Genomic DNA, 18,543 nt, shown 5'->3' with positions numbered 1-18,543 from the left:
TTATTGATGCCAGGCTCTAATCAACAAGCTAATAAGCCATCGCTGCTTCTCTATATTCACGGGTTTAACAGCTCATCACGTTCTCATAAAGCGAATGTGATGGCAGATTACTGTGCGGAGCATCGCGCTGATATTAAAGTCGTAACCCCTCAACTGCCGAGTTTCCCTCAACAAGCGGCACTTCATTTACAGCAGCTGGTGGAGCAATACAAAGAGCAATATCAAATAGCGTTGGTCGGTAGCTCGCTGGGTGGCTATCTTTCAACATGGCTGAATAGCCACTATGGTTTTAAAGCGGTGGTTGTAAACCCAGCAGTGAAGCCGTATGAGCTTCTTGCTGACTATTTAGGTGAACAAGTAAACCCATACACAGATGAACGATATGTACTGGAAACAAAACATATTGATGAACTGAAGGCGTTAGAGGTTTCGGCTATCGCTAAGCCGAGCGACTTCTGGTTACTTCAGCAAACGGAAGACGAAGTTCTGGATTACCGACAAGCGGTAGAGAAGTACCAAGGTGCAACACAGACAGTAGAAGAGGGCGGGGATCATAGCTTTGTTGATTTTGAACGCTACCCACAACAAATCATCACCTTTCTAAATCTTTAATCTGTTCCACCAACCAAGTGATTTTCTCTTGTTTGCCTGTTATTTCATCTATCAATGGTGAAATATCATAGTTTGATGTCTTAGTTTTTGAACTAGCTTGACATCATTACTCAGCTTCCAGACTATATTCCCCAATACTTCGCTCGTTCGCTCTACTATGACGGTTCATAGTAATGATTCTGCTTTAGTGAAACTGGAGCCAGCGAACTGACGCAAACTTTTTGAGTAAACTCCGTATTATGACTGAACAATATAATGCAAAAGACCTCGAGGTACTTGAAGGTCTCGACCCTGTGCGACACCGCCCGGGAATGTATACCGAGACAGAAAGACCTAACCACCTTGCCCAAGAAGTCATTGATAACTCGGTCGATGAAGCACTAGCGGGACACGCTAAGAAGATCAAAGTGGTACTTCATGCAGACCAATCGTTAGAAGTTACCGATGACGGCCGTGGTATGCCTGTCGATATCCACCCTGAAAAAGGGATCTCAGGTGTTGAGCTGATTTTAACTAAGCTCCACTCTGGCGGTAAATTCTCGAATAACAACTATAAGTTCTCTGGTGGTCTGCACGGTGTAGGTATCTCGGTTGTAAACGCGCTGTCAAAACGTGTTGAGGTGACCGTACGCCGAGAAGGTCAGGTTCACGAGATCGCACTTGAAGGCGGTCATGCAGTAACAGAGCTTACTGTGACGGGCACTTGTGGTCATCGTAACAGTGGTACATCAGTACATTTCTGGCCTGATCCTAAGTACTTCGATAGCCCTAAATTCTCGACACTTCGTCTGATTAACAACCTACGTGCAAAAGCAGTGCTTTGCCCAGGTTTAGAAATTACCTTTATCGACAAAGTCGGTGGTGAAGAGCATAAATGGTTCTATGAAGATGGTCTAAAAGACTACCTTGCCGAAGGCGTGAAAGGTTACACCTTGCTGCCTGAAGAACCGTATGTTGGCGAATTCGTTGCTGAAACAGAAATGGCAAACTGGGCGATCATCTGGCAGCCAGAAGGCGGCGACATGATCACCGAAAGTTACGTGAACTTAGTACCGACTAAACAAGGTGGTACACACGTAAACGGTCTTCGCCAAGGTCTTCTTGATGCAATGCGTGAGTTCTGTGAATTCCGTAATTTGCTGCCGCGTGGCGTTAAGCTAACGGGCGACGATATCTTCGATCGCTGTTCGTACGTACTGTCGGTGAAGATGCAAGATCCGCAGTTTGCTGGTCAAACAAAAGAGCGCTTGTCTTCACGTCAAACTGCTGCGTTTGTGTCTGGTGTGGTAAAAGATGCGTTTAGCCTGTGGTTGAACGAAAAGCCACAACTGGCAGAACAGCTAGCAGAAGCTTGTATTGCGAATGCCCACCGCCGTATGCGCGCAAGCAAAAAGGTTGTGCGTAAGAAAATCGCTTCAGGCCCAGCACTGCCGGGTAAGCTAACTGACTGTTCAGTTCAAGACTTAAGCCGTACCGAAATCTTCTTCGTGGAAGGGGACTCGGCGGGTGGTTCTGCTAAACAAGCACGTGATCGTGAGTTCCAAGCGGTTATGCCACTTCGCGGTAAGATCCTAAATACATGGGAAGTGTCAGCAGACCAAGTATTGGCTTCGCAAGAAGTGCACGACATCTCGGTGGCTCTAGGCATCGACCCGGACAACGATGATTTATCCGGCCTGCGTTACGGTAAGATCTGTATCCTTGCCGATGCGGACTCGGATGGTCTTCATATCGCGACACTGCTGTGTGCTTTGTTTACTCGCCATTTCCATGCATTAGTTGAAGCGGGTCATATCTATGTGGCAATGCCTCCTCTGTATCGTATCGATTGCGGTAAAGAAGTGTTCTACGCACTTGATGACGCAGAGAAAGACGGTGTGCTTGAGCGACTATCGCAGAAGAAAGCCAAGATCAACGTGCAACGATTCAAAGGTCTGGGTGAAATGAACCCACTTCAGTTGCGTGAAACCACCATGGATCCAAACACTCGTCGCCTTGTGCAGTTAACGATTGATGACAGCGAAGCAACCAACGAGATGATGGACATGCTGCTTGGTAAGAAACGTGCAGATGATCGCCGTACATGGCTACAGACTAACGGTGATATGGCCGAGGTATAATGGATGTCTAACGAAATTACATATGATGGCGTTGAACAGCTGCCAATGCGCAAGTTCACCGAAGATGCCTACTTAAATTACTCAATGTACGTGATCATGGATCGTGCATTGCCGTATATCGGTGATGGCTTGAAGCCAGTACAGCGTCGTATTATCTACGCGATGTCTGAGCTAGGCTTATCGGCTGCATCGAAATACAAAAAATCAGCACGTACCGTTGGTGACGTATTAGGTAAGTATCACCCACATGGTGACTCTGCTTGTTACGAAGCGATGGTATTGATGGCGCAGCCTTTCTCTTACCGCTACCCATTGGTAGATGGTCAAGGTAACTGGGGTGCTCCTGATGATCCGAAATCGTTCGCTGCGATGCGTTATACCGAAGCCAAATTATCTAAGTTTGCTGAGGTTCTTCTAGGTGAACTAGGTCAAGGCACTGTTGACTGGCAACCAAACTTTGATGGCACGATGAAAGAGCCTCAAATGTTGCCAGCTCGTTTGCCTCATATCCTACTTAACGGTATTACAGGTATCGCGGTAGGTATGGCGACCGATATTCCACCACACAACGTGCGTGAAGTCGCTAATGCAGCCATTCACCTAATTGATACGCCTAAGTCTGAGCTTTCAGACGTGATGGGTTTCATTCAAGGTCCAGATTACCCGACTGAAGCTGAGATTATCTCCCCGAAATCGGACATCGAAAAGATCTACCGTACTGGACGTGGCAGCATCAAGATGCGCGCGGTTTGGCACAAGGAAGGCTCTGATATTGTTATCACGGCTTTACCTCATCAAGTGTCAGGTGCGAAGTTACTTGAGCAAATCGCTAACCAGATGCGCGCTAAGAAGCTGCCAATGGTTGACGACTTGCGAGATGAATCGGATCACGAGAACCCAACGCGTATCGTTGTCGTTCCTCGTTCGAATCGTATCGACTGTGACCAATTGATGAGTCACCTGTTCGCGTCGACGGATCTAGAGAAAAACTTCCGCGTTAACTTGAACATGATTGGTTTAGATAATCGTCCTCAAGTTAAAGGCTTAGTTCAAATCCTGAAAGAGTGGATCGAGTTCCGTCGCACAACGGTTCGCCGTCGTTTGCAGTACCGTTTAGATAAAGTACTGGCACGCTTGCACATCTTAGAAGGTTTGCTTGCTGCTTATCTTAATATCGATGAAGTGATTGAGATCATTCGTACAGAAGACGAACCATGTCCTGTCCTAATGAGCCGTTTCAACATTTCTGAAATTCAAGCCAATGCGATTCTTGATATTAAACTTCGTAACTTAGCTAAGTTAGAAGAGTTTAAAATCCGAGCGGAACAAGAAGAGCTTGAAGCTGAACGTGAGAAGCTTGAAAAGCTACTCGGTTCAGAGCGTCGCTTGAATACGCTGATCAAGAAAGAAATCCAAGCAGATGCGGATAAATACGGCGATGATCGTCGTTCACCTCTGATTGAGCGCGCTGAAGCGAAAGCGCTAACAGAGCGCGACTTAGTACCAAGCGAACCAATCACGGTTGTGTTGTCTGAGAAAGGTTGGATTCGTCATGCCAAGGGGCATGAAGTTGACGCTGAAGGTTTGAACTACAAATCGGGTGATAAATTCTTAGCGAGTGCTAAGGGTAAGAGTAACCAGCAAGCGGTGTTCCTCGGCAGTGATGGTCGAAGCTACTCCCTTGAGTCACATTCATTACCGTCGGCGCGAAGCCAAGGTGAGCCAATTACAGGCCGCTTGAACGTCAGCCCAGGTACTTCTATTCGCCAAGTGGTGATGGGAGAGAATGAACAATTATGGTTAGTCGGTTCTGATGCAGGTTATGGTTTTGTTTGTAAGGGTAGCGATCTGCTGTCCAAGAACAAGAGCGGTAAAGCCTTGGTTAACTTGCCACAAGCTTCTGAAGTGATGATGCCAAGCCCTATTGCTGACTTGGACAGTAATCAGATTTTGGCGATTACTAACCAAGGTCGTATGTTGTTGTTCCCGATTAAAGATCTCCCTCAGCTGAGCAAAGGTAAAGGCAACAAGATCATCAACATCCCTTCTGCGAAAGCAAAAGAGCGTGAAGAGTTTGTCTCACATCTTATGGCTATCCCAGAGAATGCGACGCTGACTATCTACGCCGGTAAACGTAAGCTTGGTTTGAAACCTGCGGATCTTGAAAACTTCCGTGGTGAACGTGGTCGTCGTGGTGGTCTACTGCCTAGAGGACTACAGCGAGTGACTCGCATCGATATCGAAGAGCAAAGTGAATCGTAGAGATACTTGAAACAATCTTTAGATAAAAGAAAACCCAGCCTATGAGCTGGGTTTTTTGTACTTGTGTATTAGCAGCTTGAATCATTGCTTACAGAGTTTGCTCTACAGGCGAGTATCTTCGGCGATGGTCACCTTTAAGGTTTTGCTTTCACCTTGGCGCAATATACCCACATCGATAACTGTACCAGGTCGCAGGTCGGTAACGATGTCCATTACACTCTGGCGACCATTTACTTGGTTATCGTTGATACTGACAATAATGTCTTGAGCTTCAAAACCCGCATCGGCAGCCGGACCATTAGGGTCTATCCCCAACACAACGATCCCGCCGATATTCTTAGTACCCAACATGCGTGAGGTGACTGAGTTGATGTCTTGTCCATCGATACCAATATAGCCACGAATCACACGACCATCGGCGATGATCTTTTCCATGATTTTATTAGCAAGCGGATAGGGGATAGCGAATGAGATCCCATAGGTTTCCATGTCGGTAGCTTGCTGGAAAGAGGCGGTATTGATACCGACTAGCTCACCTTGTGAGTTCACCAGTGCGCCACCTGAGTTACCTTCATTGATTGCCGCATCGGTCTGGATAAAGGCTTGATGGCCATCGGCACTGATCGAAGAACGGCCGGTTGCAGAGATGATACCAAAGGTTGTTGTTTGACCTAGGTTGTATGGGTTACCGATAGCCAGTACAACATCACCGACATTGGCTTTGTAATTAGGATTGAGTGGGATCACCGGTAGATTATCACCGCTGACTCTAAGTATCGCGATATCGGTGCGTTTGTCTGAACCGACAAGTTGCGCAGCTGCTACTCGGCCATCTTGAAGTGCCACAACTATTTGGTCTGCTTGAGCCACCACATGGAAGTTGGTAATGATGTAGCCTTTCTCGCTAACAATCACCCCAGAGCCCAAACCTTGTGTGAGCAGTTTGTTTCGATCGCTTTCAGCGTATTTACGGCTATAAATGTTAACCACTGCAGGCGCCGCGCGGCGAACTGCTTGGTTAAATGAAATCTGAAGAGAGCCAATATTATCGACTTTAGGGCTAGTGACGTCAGCGACAATCGCTGGTCTTAAGCTCGGGAAGGCGAGAAGAATAAGCGCCGCTGAAACGAGTCCAAGGGAAATAGAACGAAATAGAAAGGACAGCATGTTTCCCTCTTCAACAAGTAAGGTGTGAAGCCTCCATCAATGGATGACTGATTTGATTACAAGTGAAGCATAGCATTTTGATTGATCTAAAGAAAAGGGAGACTGAGTAAGTTTAAAGCAAACTTACTGAGCCTCCCTGTAATTGCGCTGACGTAAGACTATCGAATCACAAGATAGATAGTTCGGTCGCCTCGCTGGATATTAAGCGCCAGTACACCAGGTTGTTTTTCAAGAATCTCTCTAAACTCAGCAAGGTTCTTAACGGGCTGGCGGTTTACTCCGATGATGATGTCATCTTTCAGGAGTTGATAGGCTTCGGCTGGTGAACCTTGAGCAACATTCGATACCTTGACGCCCGTTGCAGAGTCACTCTCTGTTGTGTTGGTTAACTCAGCACCAGCTAGTCCTTCATGGAGCTTCTCAGCTTGTGTTTTATTATTGGTGGATTCACCAAGCGTCACATCAAAGGTTTTGCTCTTACCGTCACGAACCACACCCAGTTCAATCTGCTTACCAGCGCCGAGTGTTGCGACCTTAGCTCTTAACTCGCTGAAGGTATCAATGCGTTTGCCATTAATAGAGACAATAATATCGCCCGCTTTCAGTCCTGCTTTATCGGCTGCGCTGTCAGGGACGATTTGGCTAACAAAGGCGCCCTTGCTTGATTCATAACCGAGTGCTTCTGCCAATTCAGAGGTCACTTCTCCGCCTTGAACGCCAAGCATGCCGCGTTTTACTTCACCGAAGTCGAGAATTTGTTCTGTCAGGTTTGTCATCATATTAGAAGGGATTGCAAAGCCGATACCGACATTACCTCCGTTAGGGCCAAGAATGGCGGTGTTGATACCAATTAGCTCACCGTTAAGGTTCACTAGCGCACCACCAGAGTTGCCGCTGTTGATTGCTGCATCGGTTTGAATGAAGTTTTCAAAGTTTTCTAGATTCAGGCCGCTACGGCCGAGTGCAGAAACAATACCGGATGTCACGGTTTGCCCAAGTCCGAATGGGTTACCGATCGCGACACTAAAATCACCAACTCTTAGTTTGTCTGAGTCTGCGACTTTTATCTGGGTCAGGTTTTTGGCTTCTTCTAATTTTAGCAGTGCGATATCAGACATCTGGTCGCCGCCGATTAGCTCAGCATCGTACTCTCGACCATCATGCAGTTTTACTTTGATATCGTCCGCACCATTAATGACATGGTAATTGGTCACGATATGACCTTTCTCGGCGTCAATGATGACACCAGAGCCTAATCCGCGGAAGGGACGCTCTCGTGTTTGTTCTGGACCAAAAAAGAATTGAAATTGTTCAGGGATTTGCTGACGTTGTACCTGTTTGCCTTCTACGGCAATACTAACCACAGCGGGGGTCACTTGTTCAAGCATAGGAGCAAGGCTCGGTAATTGTTCATTACCCACACTTAATGGCAGTGCGGCTGTTGCTTTAATGGGGGTGATGATTGAACTTAAGCTTAAAGTTAGCACTGATAAAGCAAGCAAAGGTTTTTTCATCATAAACTCCTCTCTAGTTAAGGTCTTAACCCTCTTATACGTTTAATAAGTATGATAAGTTTCAAATGACCTGAGTGAAAGTTATGACTCAAAAACCTTTGTAAAGTTCACAGAAGTGTTAAATGTTTACGATGCTTTTGCTGTAACAACATCGGGAGCATTCATGATTTCTTTCTTCTGCTCTGTAAATAAACCGGTTGCGCCATTAGCGTAATCTTTCGGTTGTTCCTCAAGTGTCGCCTCTTTTACTGAAGGCTTCTCTTGTGGCTTGTCCGAATGGGCAGCGGCTGTTTTCACAAACGGGTTATCTTGCTCTGGCAGGTTAGGAATCAGCTCTGAGCTTGTTTTTTCCATGTGTTGGTACAGTTTTGTGTAGTCTTTACCTAATGTGTCCAACATTTCTGCTGATTTCGCAAAGTGATCAGCCAGCTCTTGTCGCTGCTGCTCAAGGGCAAACTTTGCGCTATCCAATTCTTTCTGTACGTTCTTTTGTTTTTTGTATTCAGGTGTCATGAGACGAGAAATAGCGACCCCTAAAATAACTCCGACTAGTAAACCGGCAACGGCATACATCCAAGGCATAACAGCTCCTTATTATTGTTTTTTAACATGTTTGTTACTACTTAGTTACACGTGATACGGCTCCATGGTACTATGAGAAAGCCGCAGTATAAAGAGAAATGCGTGTGCGCTAGTTAGCAGTTTGATGCTGCATTATTCACCACATCACGTTATTCCTCGTACTGTTTGGGCTCATTTTTAGTTGTTGTCTGATATTGCTTTCATTGTGGAAATGTCGTCATGAATCCCATTAAAAAATACGAACAAGATATAAAAGAACATGGATTTCAAAGAGATCCAGCACAAGAGCAAGCCGTAAAATCTTTAGATGAACTCTTTCATCAATTTCAAGATTACATGAATACGCCCATTCCTCAACTGACTCGCTTCCAGAAATTACTAGGCAAAAAGCCAGAACTGCCACAACCACCGAAAGGTCTCTATTTTTGGGGTGGCGTAGGGCGAGGAAAAACGTACCTAATGGATACGTTCTATGATGCCTTACCGACCACTAAAAAAATGCGTGTTCACTTTCACCGCTTTATGTATCGAGTTCATGATGAGCTAAAGGCGCTAGGTAATGTGAGTGATCCATTGCCTTTAGTCGCAGACAAGTTGAAGGAAGAAGCGGACATTATCTGTTTCGACGAATTCTTTGTTTCAGACATCACCGATGCGATGATCCTAGGAACCTTGTTCCAAGAGTTATTCGCTCGAAACGCTATCTTGGTTGCGACCTCTAATATTCCACCTGCGGATCTGTATCGCAACGGGTTACAGCGAGCGCGTTTCTTACCTGCCATCAAGCTCATTCAAGACAACTGTCATATCCTTAATGTCGATAGTGGTATTGACTATCGTCTACGTACCTTAGAACAGGCTGAGATTTACCATTACCCGCTAGATAGCCAAGCGAATATTAATCTCGAAAAGTATTACGCTCAGCTCGTTGGTGAAGATAAAGAGAAGCTTAAGCAGATAGAGGTTAACCACCGTCAATTAGATGTAGTCGAAGCGAGTGATGGCGTACTGCATGGTACCTTTGCTCAGCTTTGTCAGTCGGCTCGTAGCCAGAACGACTATATTGAGTTGTCTCGGGTTTATCACACAGTTCTATTGGCGGATGTATTGCAAATGGGCGCGACTTCAGATGACGCTGCGAGGCGCTTCATTGCATTAGTTGATGAGTTCTACGAGCGCAATGTGAAGCTGATTATTTCAGCGGAAGTGGAGCTAGAAAAGCTATACACCCATGGTCAGCTAGAGTTTGAATTTAAACGTTGTCAGTCGCGTTTAATTGAAATGCAGAGCCATGAATATTTGGCAAAAGAACACTTAAGTTAGCTTTGATTATCTCGAATAAGAAATAGAATTAAAAAAATCGTGATTTTGTTCAAAAAGAGGTGATTTTTTCTTCGCTCTTCTCTATAATCCTGCGACCTACCGTTACTGCGGGCCTCTAGCGATGAGTAAAATCACGTTATGCCAAGAGTTTTCCAACACTCGAAGGGGTGATGAATGGTAACTCTTAGACAGTGGGAATACGCGAGTATTCCTTAAGTGTAAATTTTTTAAATAGGTAATTATTAGCATGAAAACTTTCGTTGCTAAACCAGAAACTGTAAAACGCGACTGGTATGTTGTAGACGCTGAAGGCAAAACTCTTGGCCGTCTAGCAAGTGAAATCGCTTCTCGCCTACGCGGCAAGCACAAAGCAGAATACACTCCTCACGTAGACACTGGTGATTACATCATCGTTGTTAACGCTGAGAAAGTTGCTGTAACTGGTAACAAAGCTAAGGGTAAGGTTTACTACCGTCACTCAGAGTTCCCAGGTGGTCTTAAAACTATCACTTTTGAAAAGCTAATTGCTAAGAAACCAGAAATGGTTCTAGAACTAGCAGTTAAAGGTATGCTTCCACGTGGTCCTCTAGGCCGCGCGATGTACCGTAAGCTTAAAGTGTACGCTGGTACTGAGCACAACCATGTTGCTCAACAGCCACAAGTACTAGACATCTAAGGGGATTATGAAAATGGCAGAGAATCAATACTACGGCACTGGTCGTCGCAAAAGCTCAGCAGCTCGTGTTTTCATCAAACCAGGCTCTGGTGAGATCGTAATCAACAAGCGTAGCCTTGATGTTTACTTCGGTCGTCCAACTTCTCGTATGGTTGTTAAGCAACCTCTTGAGCTAGTTGAACTAACTGAGAAACTTGACCTTTACATCACTGTTTCTGGTGGTGGTATTTCTGGTCAAGCTGGCGCAATCCGCCACGGTATCACTCGCGCTCTTATGGAGTACGATGAAACTCTACGTCCTGCTCTACGTGCAGCTGGCTACGTTACTCGTGACGCTCGTTGCGTTGAACGTAAGAAAGTTGGTCTACGTAAAGCACGTCGTAAACCTCAATTCTCTAAGCGTTAATTTTTCTTTACGAAAAAGTACACGCCCCCAGTTTTACGACTGGAATTGTGGTTCAAAGCTCGGCTATATGCCGGGCTTTTTGTTTTTATACCCCCTCTAAACGCTTTCCCTTCCTCGTTTTATTTCCAAATTCTTATATTTTGAAAGCTTTTGTAACCCAATGTGCGCTTTGCCTCATGATTGTTACAAAAAGGTAGCTTTATCTTGTCAAAAAGTAGGGTTTTATTTATCATTTGCCGTCAATAAATAGAACTAAATACATATTTTGTTAGCCATGCTCTTTAATCGGAATTATTTCAATCCACAAGGAGCAAATGGGAGAATGTTTGGATGAGCAACGCGCCTTTAAATAACGGTCGCAGGCGTTTCTTAACCGCAACAACAGCCGTTGTTGGTGGTTTAGGAGCAGCTGCTGTAGCCGTGCCTTTTATTAAATCATGGAATCCGAGTGCCAAGGCGAAAGCTGCGGGCGCGCCGGTGGAAGTGGAAGTCAGTAAGTTAGAACCGGGACAAATGGTTCGTGTCGAGTGGCAAGGTAAACCTGTATGGGTTGTACGCCGTGCTGAGTCGGTACTAGAAAACCTAAAATCGATCGGTGGTCAACTTCGTGACCCTCAATCTGAAGCTGAACAACAACCAGAATACGCACAGAACGAGTTCCGTTCAATTAAGCCGGAATTCTTCGTTGCTGTTGGTTTCTGTACGCACTTAGGTTGTTCTCCAACTTACCTGCCGGATTCTTTTGCAGAACAAGTTCAGGGTGTTAAGTCTGGTTTCTTCTGTCCTTGTCATGGTTCAAAGTTTGATATGGCAGGTCGAGTATTCCAAGGCGTACCAGCTCCATTGAATCTTGTTGTACCAAAGCATATGTATTTGAGTGACACTAAGATCATGATCGGTGTGGACGAGGGAGACGCGTAATGCAAGGATTGCTTGATTGGGTAGAGAAACGTCTACCCGCGATGAATGCGTATAAAAAGCATTTATCTGAATACCCAATGCCTAAGAACTTTAACTTTTGGTACCTTTTCGGTTCTTTGGCAATGTTGGTATTGGTTAACCAAATCCTTACGGGTATTTGGCTAACAATGAACTACGTACCGTCAGGTGAGGGTGCATTTGCTTCTGTTGAATACATCATGCGTGATGTGGAATACGGTTGGCTACTACGTTACATGCACTCAACAGGTGCTTCGGCATTCTTCGTTGTTATCTACCTGCACATGTTCCGTGGCCTAATCTATGGTTCTTACCAAAAGCCTCGTGAGCTACTTTGGATCTTCGGTATGTTGATCTTCTTAGTGCTTATGGCTGAGGCTTTCATGGGTTACCTACTACCATGGGGTCAAATGTCTTACTGGGGTGCTCAGGTAATCATTTCTCTGTTTGGTGCGATCCCTGTTATCGGTGATGACCTAACGCTTTGGATCCGTGGTGACTACATCATCTCTGGTGCAACGCTGAACCGTTTCTTCGCACTGCACGTTATCGCTCTACCAATTGTACTTCTGCTGCTTATCGTACTTCACGTACTAGCACTGCACGAAGTGGGTTCGAACAACCCAGACGGTATTGAGACGAAACTTCCTAAAGGCACAATGGGCGACGACTACAAAACGCAGTTCCCATTCCACAAGGATTACACTAAGAAATACGACATCATTGACTCTATTCCTTTCCACCCATACGGGACCGTGAAAGATATGGTTGGTGTGGCCGGTTTCCTATTCTTCTTCTGTTATGTGCTGTTCTTTAACCCAGAGATGGGTGGATTCTTCCTTGAGCCGCCAAACTTTGAAGCTGCTAACCCACTGAAAACACCAGAGCACATCGCTCCGGTATGGTACTTCACGCCGTTTTACGCAATTCTGCGTGCTGTTCCTGATAAGTTGCTAGGTGTTGTAGCAATGGGCGCATCTATTGTTGTGCTATTCCTACTACCATGGTTCGACCGTTGTAAAGTGCGTTCTTACCGTTACCGTAGCAAACTGCATTTGATTAACATCATCCAATTCACAATAAGCTTTATTGCGCTTGGTGTACTTGGTGCGCTTCCAGCAACGCCAACATACACGCTACTGGCTCAAATCTTTAGCTTAGGTTACTTCATGTTCTTCGTTCTACTGTGGTTCTACAGTAAAAATGAAGCGACGAAACCATTACCAGAAAGGGTGACATTCAAATGAAAAAGTGGATTGTAATTTTATTTGCTATGTTGCCGTCACTGGTGATGGCAGCGGGTGCAAACGTACCATTAGACAAAGCGAACAATGATTTAACAGACAAAGCTTCATTGCAAAATGGCGCTAAGATGTTCATGAACTACTGTTTCGCTTGTCACTCAACGCAGTACCAGCGCTATGAACGTGTTGCGAATGATTTAGAGATCCCCGTTGATCTTATGAAGGAAAATCTGATTTTCGACCCTGAAGCGAAAATCGGTGACTTGATGGTTAATGCTATGCCTTCTGATCAAGCGGCAAGTTGGTTTGGTGCTCCGCCACCAGACCTAACATTGGTTGCTCGTGTTCGTGGCGCAGACTGGCTGTACACTTACCTTCGTACTTTCTATGAAGATCCGTCTCGTCCATTTGGCGTGAACAACATTGTTTTCCCAAGCGTTGGTATGCCGCACGTTCTTGAAGAACTGCAAGGTATCCCAACACCAATCTACGATACTCATATGGTAGATGGCGAGGAAGTGACGGTTGTTGTTGGCACTGAGACTGACGGCTCTGGCGAATTAAGTGCTGGTGAATACGACGAAGCAGTTCGTGACCTTGTTAACTTTTTGGTTTACTCGGGCGACCCAGTTCAACTTGAGCGTCACGCTATGGGTTGGTGGGTAATGGCCTTCTTAGTAATCTTCACTATCATCGTGATTTTGCTGAAGAAAGAGTATTGGCGTGATGTGCACTAATTGTGCTATAATACCGTGCTAATTCCCAAATTATGTTAATGTTCAATGGAGGCTTTAGGCCTCCATTGTTTTTATTTAAAGTGTACTGGAGGGCTCCATGGCTGTAGCTGCCAATAAACGTTCTGTAATGACTCTTTTCTCAAGTGCTTCTGATATGTATAGCCATCAGGTGCGCATCGTTCTTGCTGAAAAAGGCGTAAGTGTTGAAGTTGAGTTGGTTGATGAAAAAAATCTACCAGCAGAGCTTGTTGAACTGAACCCGTACAAATCAGTACCTACTCTTGTTGATCGTGAGCTTGCTCTATATGACTCGAAGATCATCATGGAATACCTAGATGAGCGTTTCCCTCACCCACCGTTGATGCCTGTATACCCGGTTGCTCGTGGTAACAGCCGTCTAATGATGTACCGCATTGAGCGTAACTGGTATTCAGTTGCAGAGAAGATCGTTAAAGGCAACGCTGAAGAATCTGAAGCAGCTCGCGTTAAACTGCGCAACGACCTACTGACTCTTGCTCCTATCTTCGCTGAGTATGAATACTTCATGAGCGAAGAGTTTAGCCTAATTGATTGTTACCTAGCTCCGCTATTATGGCGTTTACCTGAGCTTGGTATCGAACTAATTGGTCCTGGTTCTAAAGAGCTTAAGATTTACATGAACCGCGTATTCGAACGTGATTCATTCCTAGCTTCTCTAACTGAAGCTGAGCGTGAGATGCGACTCGTTCGCTAAGCGTTTATGGATATTTCTAATATGACTCCACGCCGACCATACATGCTTCGTGCATTTTATGAGTGGCTGGTTGATAACGAACTAACTCCACACCTTGTTGTTGAAGCAACATTATCGGGTGTGCGAGTTCCAGAAGAGTTTGTTCAAGATGGTCAGATCATTCTGAACATCGCGCCTCGTGCGGTTGGACAACTTGAACTGGGTAACGAAGCTGTGACGTTTAGTGCTCGCTTTAGTGGTCGTCCACACTCTGTGATCGTTCCGCTTTACGCAGTACAAGCGATTTATGCTCGTGAAAATGGTGCTGGTACCATGTTTGAACCTGAAGAGGCTTACATGGAAGCGTTTGAAGAAGGGATTGAAGAAAGTCCTTTTGAAGAACCAGAAAAAGGCCCATCTTTGAGCGTTGCAACGGCAGACGTAGATGCTGAAGAGCCTGACTCAGATCCTGAGCCACCTCGTCCAGCGAAAGGTCGCCCAAGCCTTCGTGTTATCAAATAACGTTAGTTATACCAATCACAGTAAGTAAGTGATCAGAAATAGCGCAGGAAAAAAGCTTGAGAGCAAGGCGGAATTTTTTGATAAGTAGTTATTCTACAATCAAAAATTCTAACGCAGTTATCGAAATTTTTAACAAGCTAGAATGATAGATTATTTACTACGATTGGTATTAGATAACGAACCAAATAAAAAAGCAGCGACTCGTCGCTGCTTTTTCTTTTCTGCTATATCGCATTTAGTTGACTGGCTTACGGCTAGTTAACAGCCGTCTCTTCTTCACCGTATTCAAACGCTCGAATAACCTGTTTTACGCCAGATATGTTACGCGCAACTTCTGTCGCGATATCGGCATGCTCTCGAGTCACGAGTCCAAGTAGGAATACTTCTGAATCCTCAGTAATCACTTTTACTTTGATGCCGTTAAGCTCAGCATTCGCAAGCAGAGCTGATTTCACCTTAGTGGTAATCCAGCTGTCTTTACTGATAGCACTTACAGACAAAGGTTCTTTCACTCGAACTTGATTGTGGATGCTCTCAACGCCAGCCACTTCTTTGGCTTGGTTTTCAAAAGCGCGACGTTCTGAATCTGTGGTTGCTTGCCCCATCAACACCACTGAACCTCGGTATGAGCTTGCGGTGACACGTACATTGCCACGGAATGGTTGTTTATTGGTAATCGCTGCAACTTCAAATTCGATGTTGTTGTCGTTCCAAATCTCTTTGGTTGTTCGCGTATCTGTGACTAGGTTTGCAGTAGTTGCAGCACCAGCAATGAAAATGCCAGCACAACCAGACAGAGACAGTGTAAGTAGCGAAACATTAATCAGCTTAAACAGCCTCATAGAGGTTAATGATTTCATTGTGATGCTCCGTATATCACTCTTCGTGGGCAGGGAAGAGTACTTGATCGATTAGGTCACATAGGCAGTGCAGTGTCACCATGTGTACTTCATGAATGCGCGCTGTACGGTGTGACGGGATACGAATCTCTACATCGTGTTCACCAAGCAAACCTGCCATCTCACCACCATCTTTACCGGTAAAGGCGATGATGGTCATGTCGCGAGTTACCGCCGCTTCCATTGCCTTGATGATGTTCTTGCTGTTACCGCTAGTCGAGATAGCCAACAGAATATCGCCAGTTTGACCGAATGCACGCACCTGCTTAGAGAAGATCTCTTCATAGTGGTAGTCGTTAGCCACAGCCGTTAGCGTGGTGTTGTCTGCTGTGAGTGCCATTGCTGGAAGGCTAGGGCGCTCTGTTTCAAACCGGTTGAGTAGGCACGATACAAATTGCTGAGCATTCGACGCCGAACCACCATTACCACAACAAAGAATTTTGTTTCCGTTAAGCAAGGTCGCAACCATTGCTTGAGCGGCATGCGTGATTGCGTCAGGCAGAGCTTCTGCAGCCGCAATTTGGATTTGAATACTTTCTGTGAAACTTTCTTTAATGCTGTCTAGCATGTTTATCCTTGGGTAATCGCGTTTTGAATCCAGTCGATAGTGTCATTCGGCCCTTCAATGGCAACAATATCAAACCTGAAATCTGTAGAGTGCACCGACAAGCCTTGCTGCATAAGCCAAACATTGGCTGTTTTGAGCAGTTTCTGTGACTTCTTGGCAGTCACCATTTCAGCGGCATGTCCGTAGCGGGTTTGCTTGCGGTATTTTACCTCAGCAAACACAACCGTATTGTTATGGCGCATTATAAGATCAATCTCGCCACATTTTGCTATGAAGTTTTCTTCTATTAACGATAAACCGTGGTTAATCAGATAAGATTTTGCCACGGCCTCGTATTTATCACCCACTTGTTTGTGGGTGATGGTTGGTTTGGATAGGAACTTTCGGCTAAAAAGCCCCATGCTCTGCCCAGCTGATTTCACGTTGAACCACACAGTTGTTATCGATGGTTAGCACACCCGTTTCACCTGGAATGCTGTAACCCTGTACGGCTTTCATCTGTGGCAGTGCATCCATTAGGTAGTATGCATCCATTCCCAGTGCTTGCAGACGCTTTTGGCCGTTTGAGTGTGCAGGCCATAGGTCGTTTAGCTCTTTATTAAGCTCGTTTTTGTTCTCAACCAATAGTGGGATGTCGCTGTAGAACACGCCGGTTAGGTCTTCATACTGCTTATCACCGCTGTTGCTGCGTGAGTTTGAGAAAAGAGCGGGCTGGCTAGCATCAGGGTTAATTGCAACTTCAATGAAGGGTTTGATTAGCGTTAGCTCTGAGTTCTTAGCCACAATGTAGACAGAATCGATATCACGACGGCTGCGTGGCTCTGTTTCTAGGTCTAGGTTCAGTAACCCATCCATTTGAGCGATACGTTGTTGGCTCTCTTGCAAGCCAAATACCTGATTCACATTACGTTGCAGTTGGCGTTTGTCAGAGAACAAGCTGATAGCCACATCGTTGCTGCTGTATTTTTTCCACTCTTCTTTAAACGCTTGCTCAACACGCTCACCTAAACGTCCTCTTGGCGCAAGGATAAGCGGATACTTGTAGCCTTGAGCAAATAGGTGTTTCGCTGCCTGAGCAACTTCTTGTTCAGGCGATAGAGCGAGATAGCAAATATTGGTATCAGGTTCTAGTTGCGTTGGAATGTTCAGAGCTAAAGCTGGAATCGAATTCTCGTGGTTTTTCTGCGCTTGCTGAAGCTTAGTAATGTTGCTCTTGATCAGCGGACCCACAATGAAATCAACGTTGTTCTCTTCCAGTGTCGCTTTAATCTCAGCAGCACTTTGCACGTTGGTATCCATTACTGTCAGCGTTGCATCTTCTTCGCGTTCTTTGTCGTTCATCATCGCAAAGATGAAACCGTCACGCACAAGTTGTGCTTGCTTGCCGTACTTACCGGTTAGAGGCAGTAATAGTGCAGTGCTGGTTGGCTTGCTGATCTCTAGTGCCAAGACGTCAGTGATCGCCTGAGGTGTGTATGTCGCTGCTGGGTGCTGAGAATTCTCTGCTAGCCAATCAGACAGGGTTTCCTGCAGGTTTGGAAGGTTTGAATTCAGCGTCTTCATGTAAATCGCCAGCTGTAACCAACCTGCAAGAACGTCTTCTGTAGGCGACGTCTTAAGCTCTAGAATCTCATATTGAGAGTAGCTATTTAGGTTCTGCCAAATACGGTCAGCAGCTTGTTGTTGGAGCTCGTCGTCAGCGTCTAGATATTCTGAATAAAGAACTAACTCACGGCTTGCTTCAAAATACTCGCTTTGCATTTCAGAAATGTTCGCGCGTAGCTCGTGATAATCTTTCCACTGCTCGTTCGGAAGTTTCCACCAAGGCTGGAAGTTCAGTTGGCTATAAGCTTGTTCAGGCTGCGAGTTATTCACCAACAGTTGAGCGCGAGCTAATTGCCATTCCGCTTGTTGCGTTTCGCTCAGCTCTTGTTTTGCTAAGCGTTTAATAAGCAGAGTTGCTTGATCGGTTTTTCCAGCTTGCACAGAAGCCTTAAGCGCCATGATTAACCAGTCGTTTTGTAGACTTCCTTTGCTACTATCCGCTTGCATCATGTAACTTTCAGTTGATTGCGCTGGATCTAGTGTAATATCAACGCTCGTTGGTGCTTGAGGACCTGAAGAACAAGCCGCCAATGTAATTGCTAATGCAATTGGAGTTAGTAAGCGTGGTACACTGAGTCTCTTATGGTTCATCGTTGCCATGAGTTCTTTAAATTCCGTATAAATTTGTATCTATATTAATCGTTGAAGTGATGGT

18 protein-coding genes are annotated in these 18,543 nt (G+C 45.4%); 11 read left to right on the top strand and 7 right to left on the bottom strand.

Going from position 1 to position 18,543, the window contains the following annotated elements; translation table 11 throughout:
• The first annotated feature begins 6 nt into the window (after positions 1-6).
• From yqiA to parC, 3 genes are all read left to right on the top strand, one after another.
• A complete protein-coding gene (gene yqiA, locus AB4154_RS13655) occupies positions 7-612 on the top strand; it encodes an esterase YqiA (protein ID WP_017061427.1) in 606 nt (201 codons plus the stop codon).
• 239 nt (positions 613-851) lie between these two features.
• Positions 852-2,732: a DNA topoisomerase IV subunit B gene (gene parE, locus AB4154_RS13650; protein ID WP_017061428.1), complete on the top strand. Its 1,881-nt coding sequence runs from the start codon at positions 852-854 to the stop codon at positions 2,730-2,732.
• A 3-nt stretch (positions 2,733-2,735) separates the two neighbouring features.
• On the top strand, positions 2,736-4,994 hold the full coding sequence (gene parC, locus AB4154_RS13645) for a DNA topoisomerase IV subunit A (RefSeq protein ID WP_017067236.1): 2,259 nt from the start codon (positions 2,736-2,738) through the stop codon (positions 4,992-4,994).
• Between the two features lie 102 nt (positions 4,995-5,096).
• On the opposite strand, the gene degS is transcribed toward parC, so the two are convergent.
• From degS to zapG, 3 genes are all read right to left on the bottom strand, one after another.
• The gene (gene degS, locus AB4154_RS13640; RefSeq protein ID WP_017061430.1) at positions 5,097-6,161 is read right to left on the bottom strand and encodes an outer membrane-stress sensor serine endopeptidase DegS; all 1,065 of its coding nucleotides are present in this window, start codon (positions 6,159-6,161) and stop codon (positions 5,097-5,099) included.
• A 158-nt stretch (positions 6,162-6,319) separates the two neighbouring features.
• Complete coding sequence (locus tag AB4154_RS13635; RefSeq protein ID WP_017061431.1) at positions 6,320-7,675, bottom strand: Do family serine endopeptidase; 1,356 nt, start codon at positions 7,673-7,675, stop codon at positions 6,320-6,322.
• Between the two features lie 126 nt (positions 7,676-7,801).
• Positions 7,802-8,257, bottom strand: coding sequence for a Z-ring associated protein ZapG (gene zapG / locus AB4154_RS13630; RefSeq protein ID WP_017061432.1), 456 nt, complete (start codon positions 8,255-8,257; stop codon positions 7,802-7,804).
• A gap of 219 nt (positions 8,258-8,476) precedes the next feature.
• On the opposite strand from zapG, the gene zapE reads away from it, so the two are divergent.
• From zapE to sspB, 8 genes are all read left to right on the top strand, one after another.
• Complete coding sequence (gene zapE / locus AB4154_RS13625; RefSeq protein ID WP_017061433.1) at positions 8,477-9,580, top strand: cell division protein ZapE; 1,104 nt, start codon at positions 8,477-8,479, stop codon at positions 9,578-9,580.
• A 247-nt stretch (positions 9,581-9,827) separates the two neighbouring features.
• Entirely contained in the window at positions 9,828-10,256 is a 429-nt protein-coding gene (rplM, locus tag AB4154_RS13620; RefSeq protein WP_010434689.1) for a 50S ribosomal protein L13, read from the top strand.
• A gap of 13 nt (positions 10,257-10,269) precedes the next feature.
• The gene (gene rpsI / locus AB4154_RS13615) at positions 10,270-10,662 is read left to right on the top strand and encodes a 30S ribosomal protein S9 (RefSeq protein ID WP_004740758.1); all 393 of its coding nucleotides are present in this window, start codon (positions 10,270-10,272) and stop codon (positions 10,660-10,662) included.
• Positions 10,663-10,992: 330 nt separating this feature from the next.
• Positions 10,993-11,583 carry a ubiquinol-cytochrome c reductase iron-sulfur subunit gene (gene petA, locus AB4154_RS13610; protein WP_017061434.1) on the top strand — a complete coding sequence of 197 codons (591 nt, stop codon included), beginning with the start codon at positions 10,993-10,995 and terminating at the stop codon, positions 11,581-11,583.
• Positions 11,583-12,848: a cytochrome bc complex cytochrome b subunit gene (locus AB4154_RS13605; protein WP_017061435.1), complete on the top strand. Its 1,266-nt coding sequence runs from the start codon at positions 11,583-11,585 to the stop codon at positions 12,846-12,848. The genes petA and AB4154_RS13605 overlap by 1 nt, the downstream gene beginning before the upstream one ends.
• Positions 12,845-13,582, top strand: coding sequence for a cytochrome c1 (locus tag AB4154_RS13600; protein ID WP_017061436.1), 738 nt, complete (start codon positions 12,845-12,847; stop codon positions 13,580-13,582). Before AB4154_RS13605 ends, AB4154_RS13600 begins: the two co-directional genes overlap by 4 nt.
• 97 nt (positions 13,583-13,679) lie before the next feature.
• On the top strand, positions 13,680-14,315 hold the full coding sequence (gene sspA / locus AB4154_RS13595; protein WP_009848943.1) for a stringent starvation protein SspA: 636 nt from the start codon (positions 13,680-13,682) through the stop codon (positions 14,313-14,315).
• 6 nt (positions 14,316-14,321) lie between these two features.
• On the top strand, positions 14,322-14,816 hold the full coding sequence (sspB, locus tag AB4154_RS13590) for a ClpXP protease specificity-enhancing factor (protein ID WP_372123308.1): 495 nt from the start codon (positions 14,322-14,324) through the stop codon (positions 14,814-14,816).
• Positions 14,817-15,070: 254 nt separating this feature from the next.
• Here sspB and AB4154_RS13585 read toward each other — a convergent pair whose 3' ends face one another.
• From AB4154_RS13585 to AB4154_RS13570, 4 genes are read right to left on the bottom strand one after another with little or no spacing between them, the layout of a single operon-like run.
• The gene (locus AB4154_RS13585) at positions 15,071-15,676 is read right to left on the bottom strand and encodes a BON domain-containing protein (RefSeq protein ID WP_017062905.1); all 606 of its coding nucleotides are present in this window, start codon (positions 15,674-15,676) and stop codon (positions 15,071-15,073) included.
• Between the two features lie 16 nt (positions 15,677-15,692).
• Entirely contained in the window at positions 15,693-16,283 is a 591-nt protein-coding gene (locus tag AB4154_RS13580) for a phosphoheptose isomerase (protein WP_004729817.1), read from the bottom strand.
• Positions 16,284-16,285: 2 nt separating this feature from the next.
• Positions 16,286-16,684 (bottom strand): YraN family protein, encoded by a 399-nt coding sequence (locus AB4154_RS13575; RefSeq protein WP_017059277.1) that lies wholly within the window; start codon positions 16,682-16,684, stop codon positions 16,286-16,288.
• Positions 16,671-18,488: a penicillin-binding protein activator gene (locus AB4154_RS13570; protein WP_372123306.1), complete on the bottom strand. Its 1,818-nt coding sequence runs from the start codon at positions 18,486-18,488 to the stop codon at positions 16,671-16,673. The genes AB4154_RS13575 and AB4154_RS13570 overlap by 14 nt, the downstream gene beginning before the upstream one ends.
• Positions 18,489-18,543 lie beyond the last annotated feature (55 nt).

The organism is Vibrio sp. 10N.286.51.B11 (genome assembly GCF_041469245.1).
In the GTDB taxonomy this organism is placed as follows: Bacteria; Pseudomonadota; Gammaproteobacteria; order Enterobacterales; family Vibrionaceae; genus Vibrio; species Vibrio crassostreae_C.
Note: the sequence above shows the minus strand (reverse complement) of the source record. Positions and strands in the feature narration are given on the sequence as shown.

Excerpts from the sequence above, each read along its gene's own strand:
- yqiA (WP_017061427.1), top strand. The coding sequence starts at position 7 with ATGCCAGGCTCTAATCAACAAGCTAATAAGCCATCGCTGCTTCTCTAT.
- parE (WP_017061428.1), top strand. The coding sequence starts at position 852 with ATGACTGAACAATATAATGCAAAAGACCTCGAGGTACTTGAAGGTCTC.
- parC (WP_017067236.1), top strand. The coding sequence starts at position 2,736 with ATGTCTAACGAAATTACATATGATGGCGTTGAACAGCTGCCAATGCGC.
- degS (WP_017061430.1), bottom strand. The coding sequence starts at position 6,161 with ATGCTGTCCTTTCTATTTCGTTCTATTTCCCTTGGACTCGTTTCAGCG.
- AB4154_RS13635 (WP_017061431.1), bottom strand. The coding sequence starts at position 7,675 with ATGAAAAAACCTTTGCTTGCTTTATCAGTGCTAACTTTAAGCTTAAGT.
- zapG (WP_017061432.1), bottom strand. The coding sequence starts at position 8,257 with ATGCCTTGGATGTATGCCGTTGCCGGTTTACTAGTCGGAGTTATTTTA.
- zapE (WP_017061433.1), top strand. The coding sequence starts at position 8,477 with ATGAATCCCATTAAAAAATACGAACAAGATATAAAAGAACATGGATTT.
- rplM (WP_010434689.1), top strand. The coding sequence starts at position 9,828 with ATGAAAACTTTCGTTGCTAAACCAGAAACTGTAAAACGCGACTGGTAT.
- rpsI (WP_004740758.1), top strand. The coding sequence starts at position 10,270 with ATGGCAGAGAATCAATACTACGGCACTGGTCGTCGCAAAAGCTCAGCA.
- petA (WP_017061434.1), top strand. The coding sequence starts at position 10,993 with ATGAGCAACGCGCCTTTAAATAACGGTCGCAGGCGTTTCTTAACCGCA.
- AB4154_RS13605 (WP_017061435.1), top strand. The coding sequence starts at position 11,583 with ATGCAAGGATTGCTTGATTGGGTAGAGAAACGTCTACCCGCGATGAAT.
- AB4154_RS13600 (WP_017061436.1), top strand. The coding sequence starts at position 12,845 with ATGAAAAAGTGGATTGTAATTTTATTTGCTATGTTGCCGTCACTGGTG.
- sspA (WP_009848943.1), top strand. The coding sequence starts at position 13,680 with ATGGCTGTAGCTGCCAATAAACGTTCTGTAATGACTCTTTTCTCAAGT.
- sspB (WP_372123308.1), top strand. The coding sequence starts at position 14,322 with ATGGATATTTCTAATATGACTCCACGCCGACCATACATGCTTCGTGCA.
- AB4154_RS13585 (WP_017062905.1), bottom strand. The coding sequence starts at position 15,676 with ATGAAATCATTAACCTCTATGAGGCTGTTTAAGCTGATTAATGTTTCG.
- AB4154_RS13580 (WP_004729817.1), bottom strand. The coding sequence starts at position 16,283 with ATGCTAGACAGCATTAAAGAAAGTTTCACAGAAAGTATTCAAATCCAA.
- AB4154_RS13575 (WP_017059277.1), bottom strand. The coding sequence starts at position 16,684 with ATGGGGCTTTTTAGCCGAAAGTTCCTATCCAAACCAACCATCACCCAC.
- AB4154_RS13570 (WP_372123306.1), bottom strand. The coding sequence starts at position 18,488 with ATGGCAACGATGAACCATAAGAGACTCAGTGTACCACGCTTACTAACT.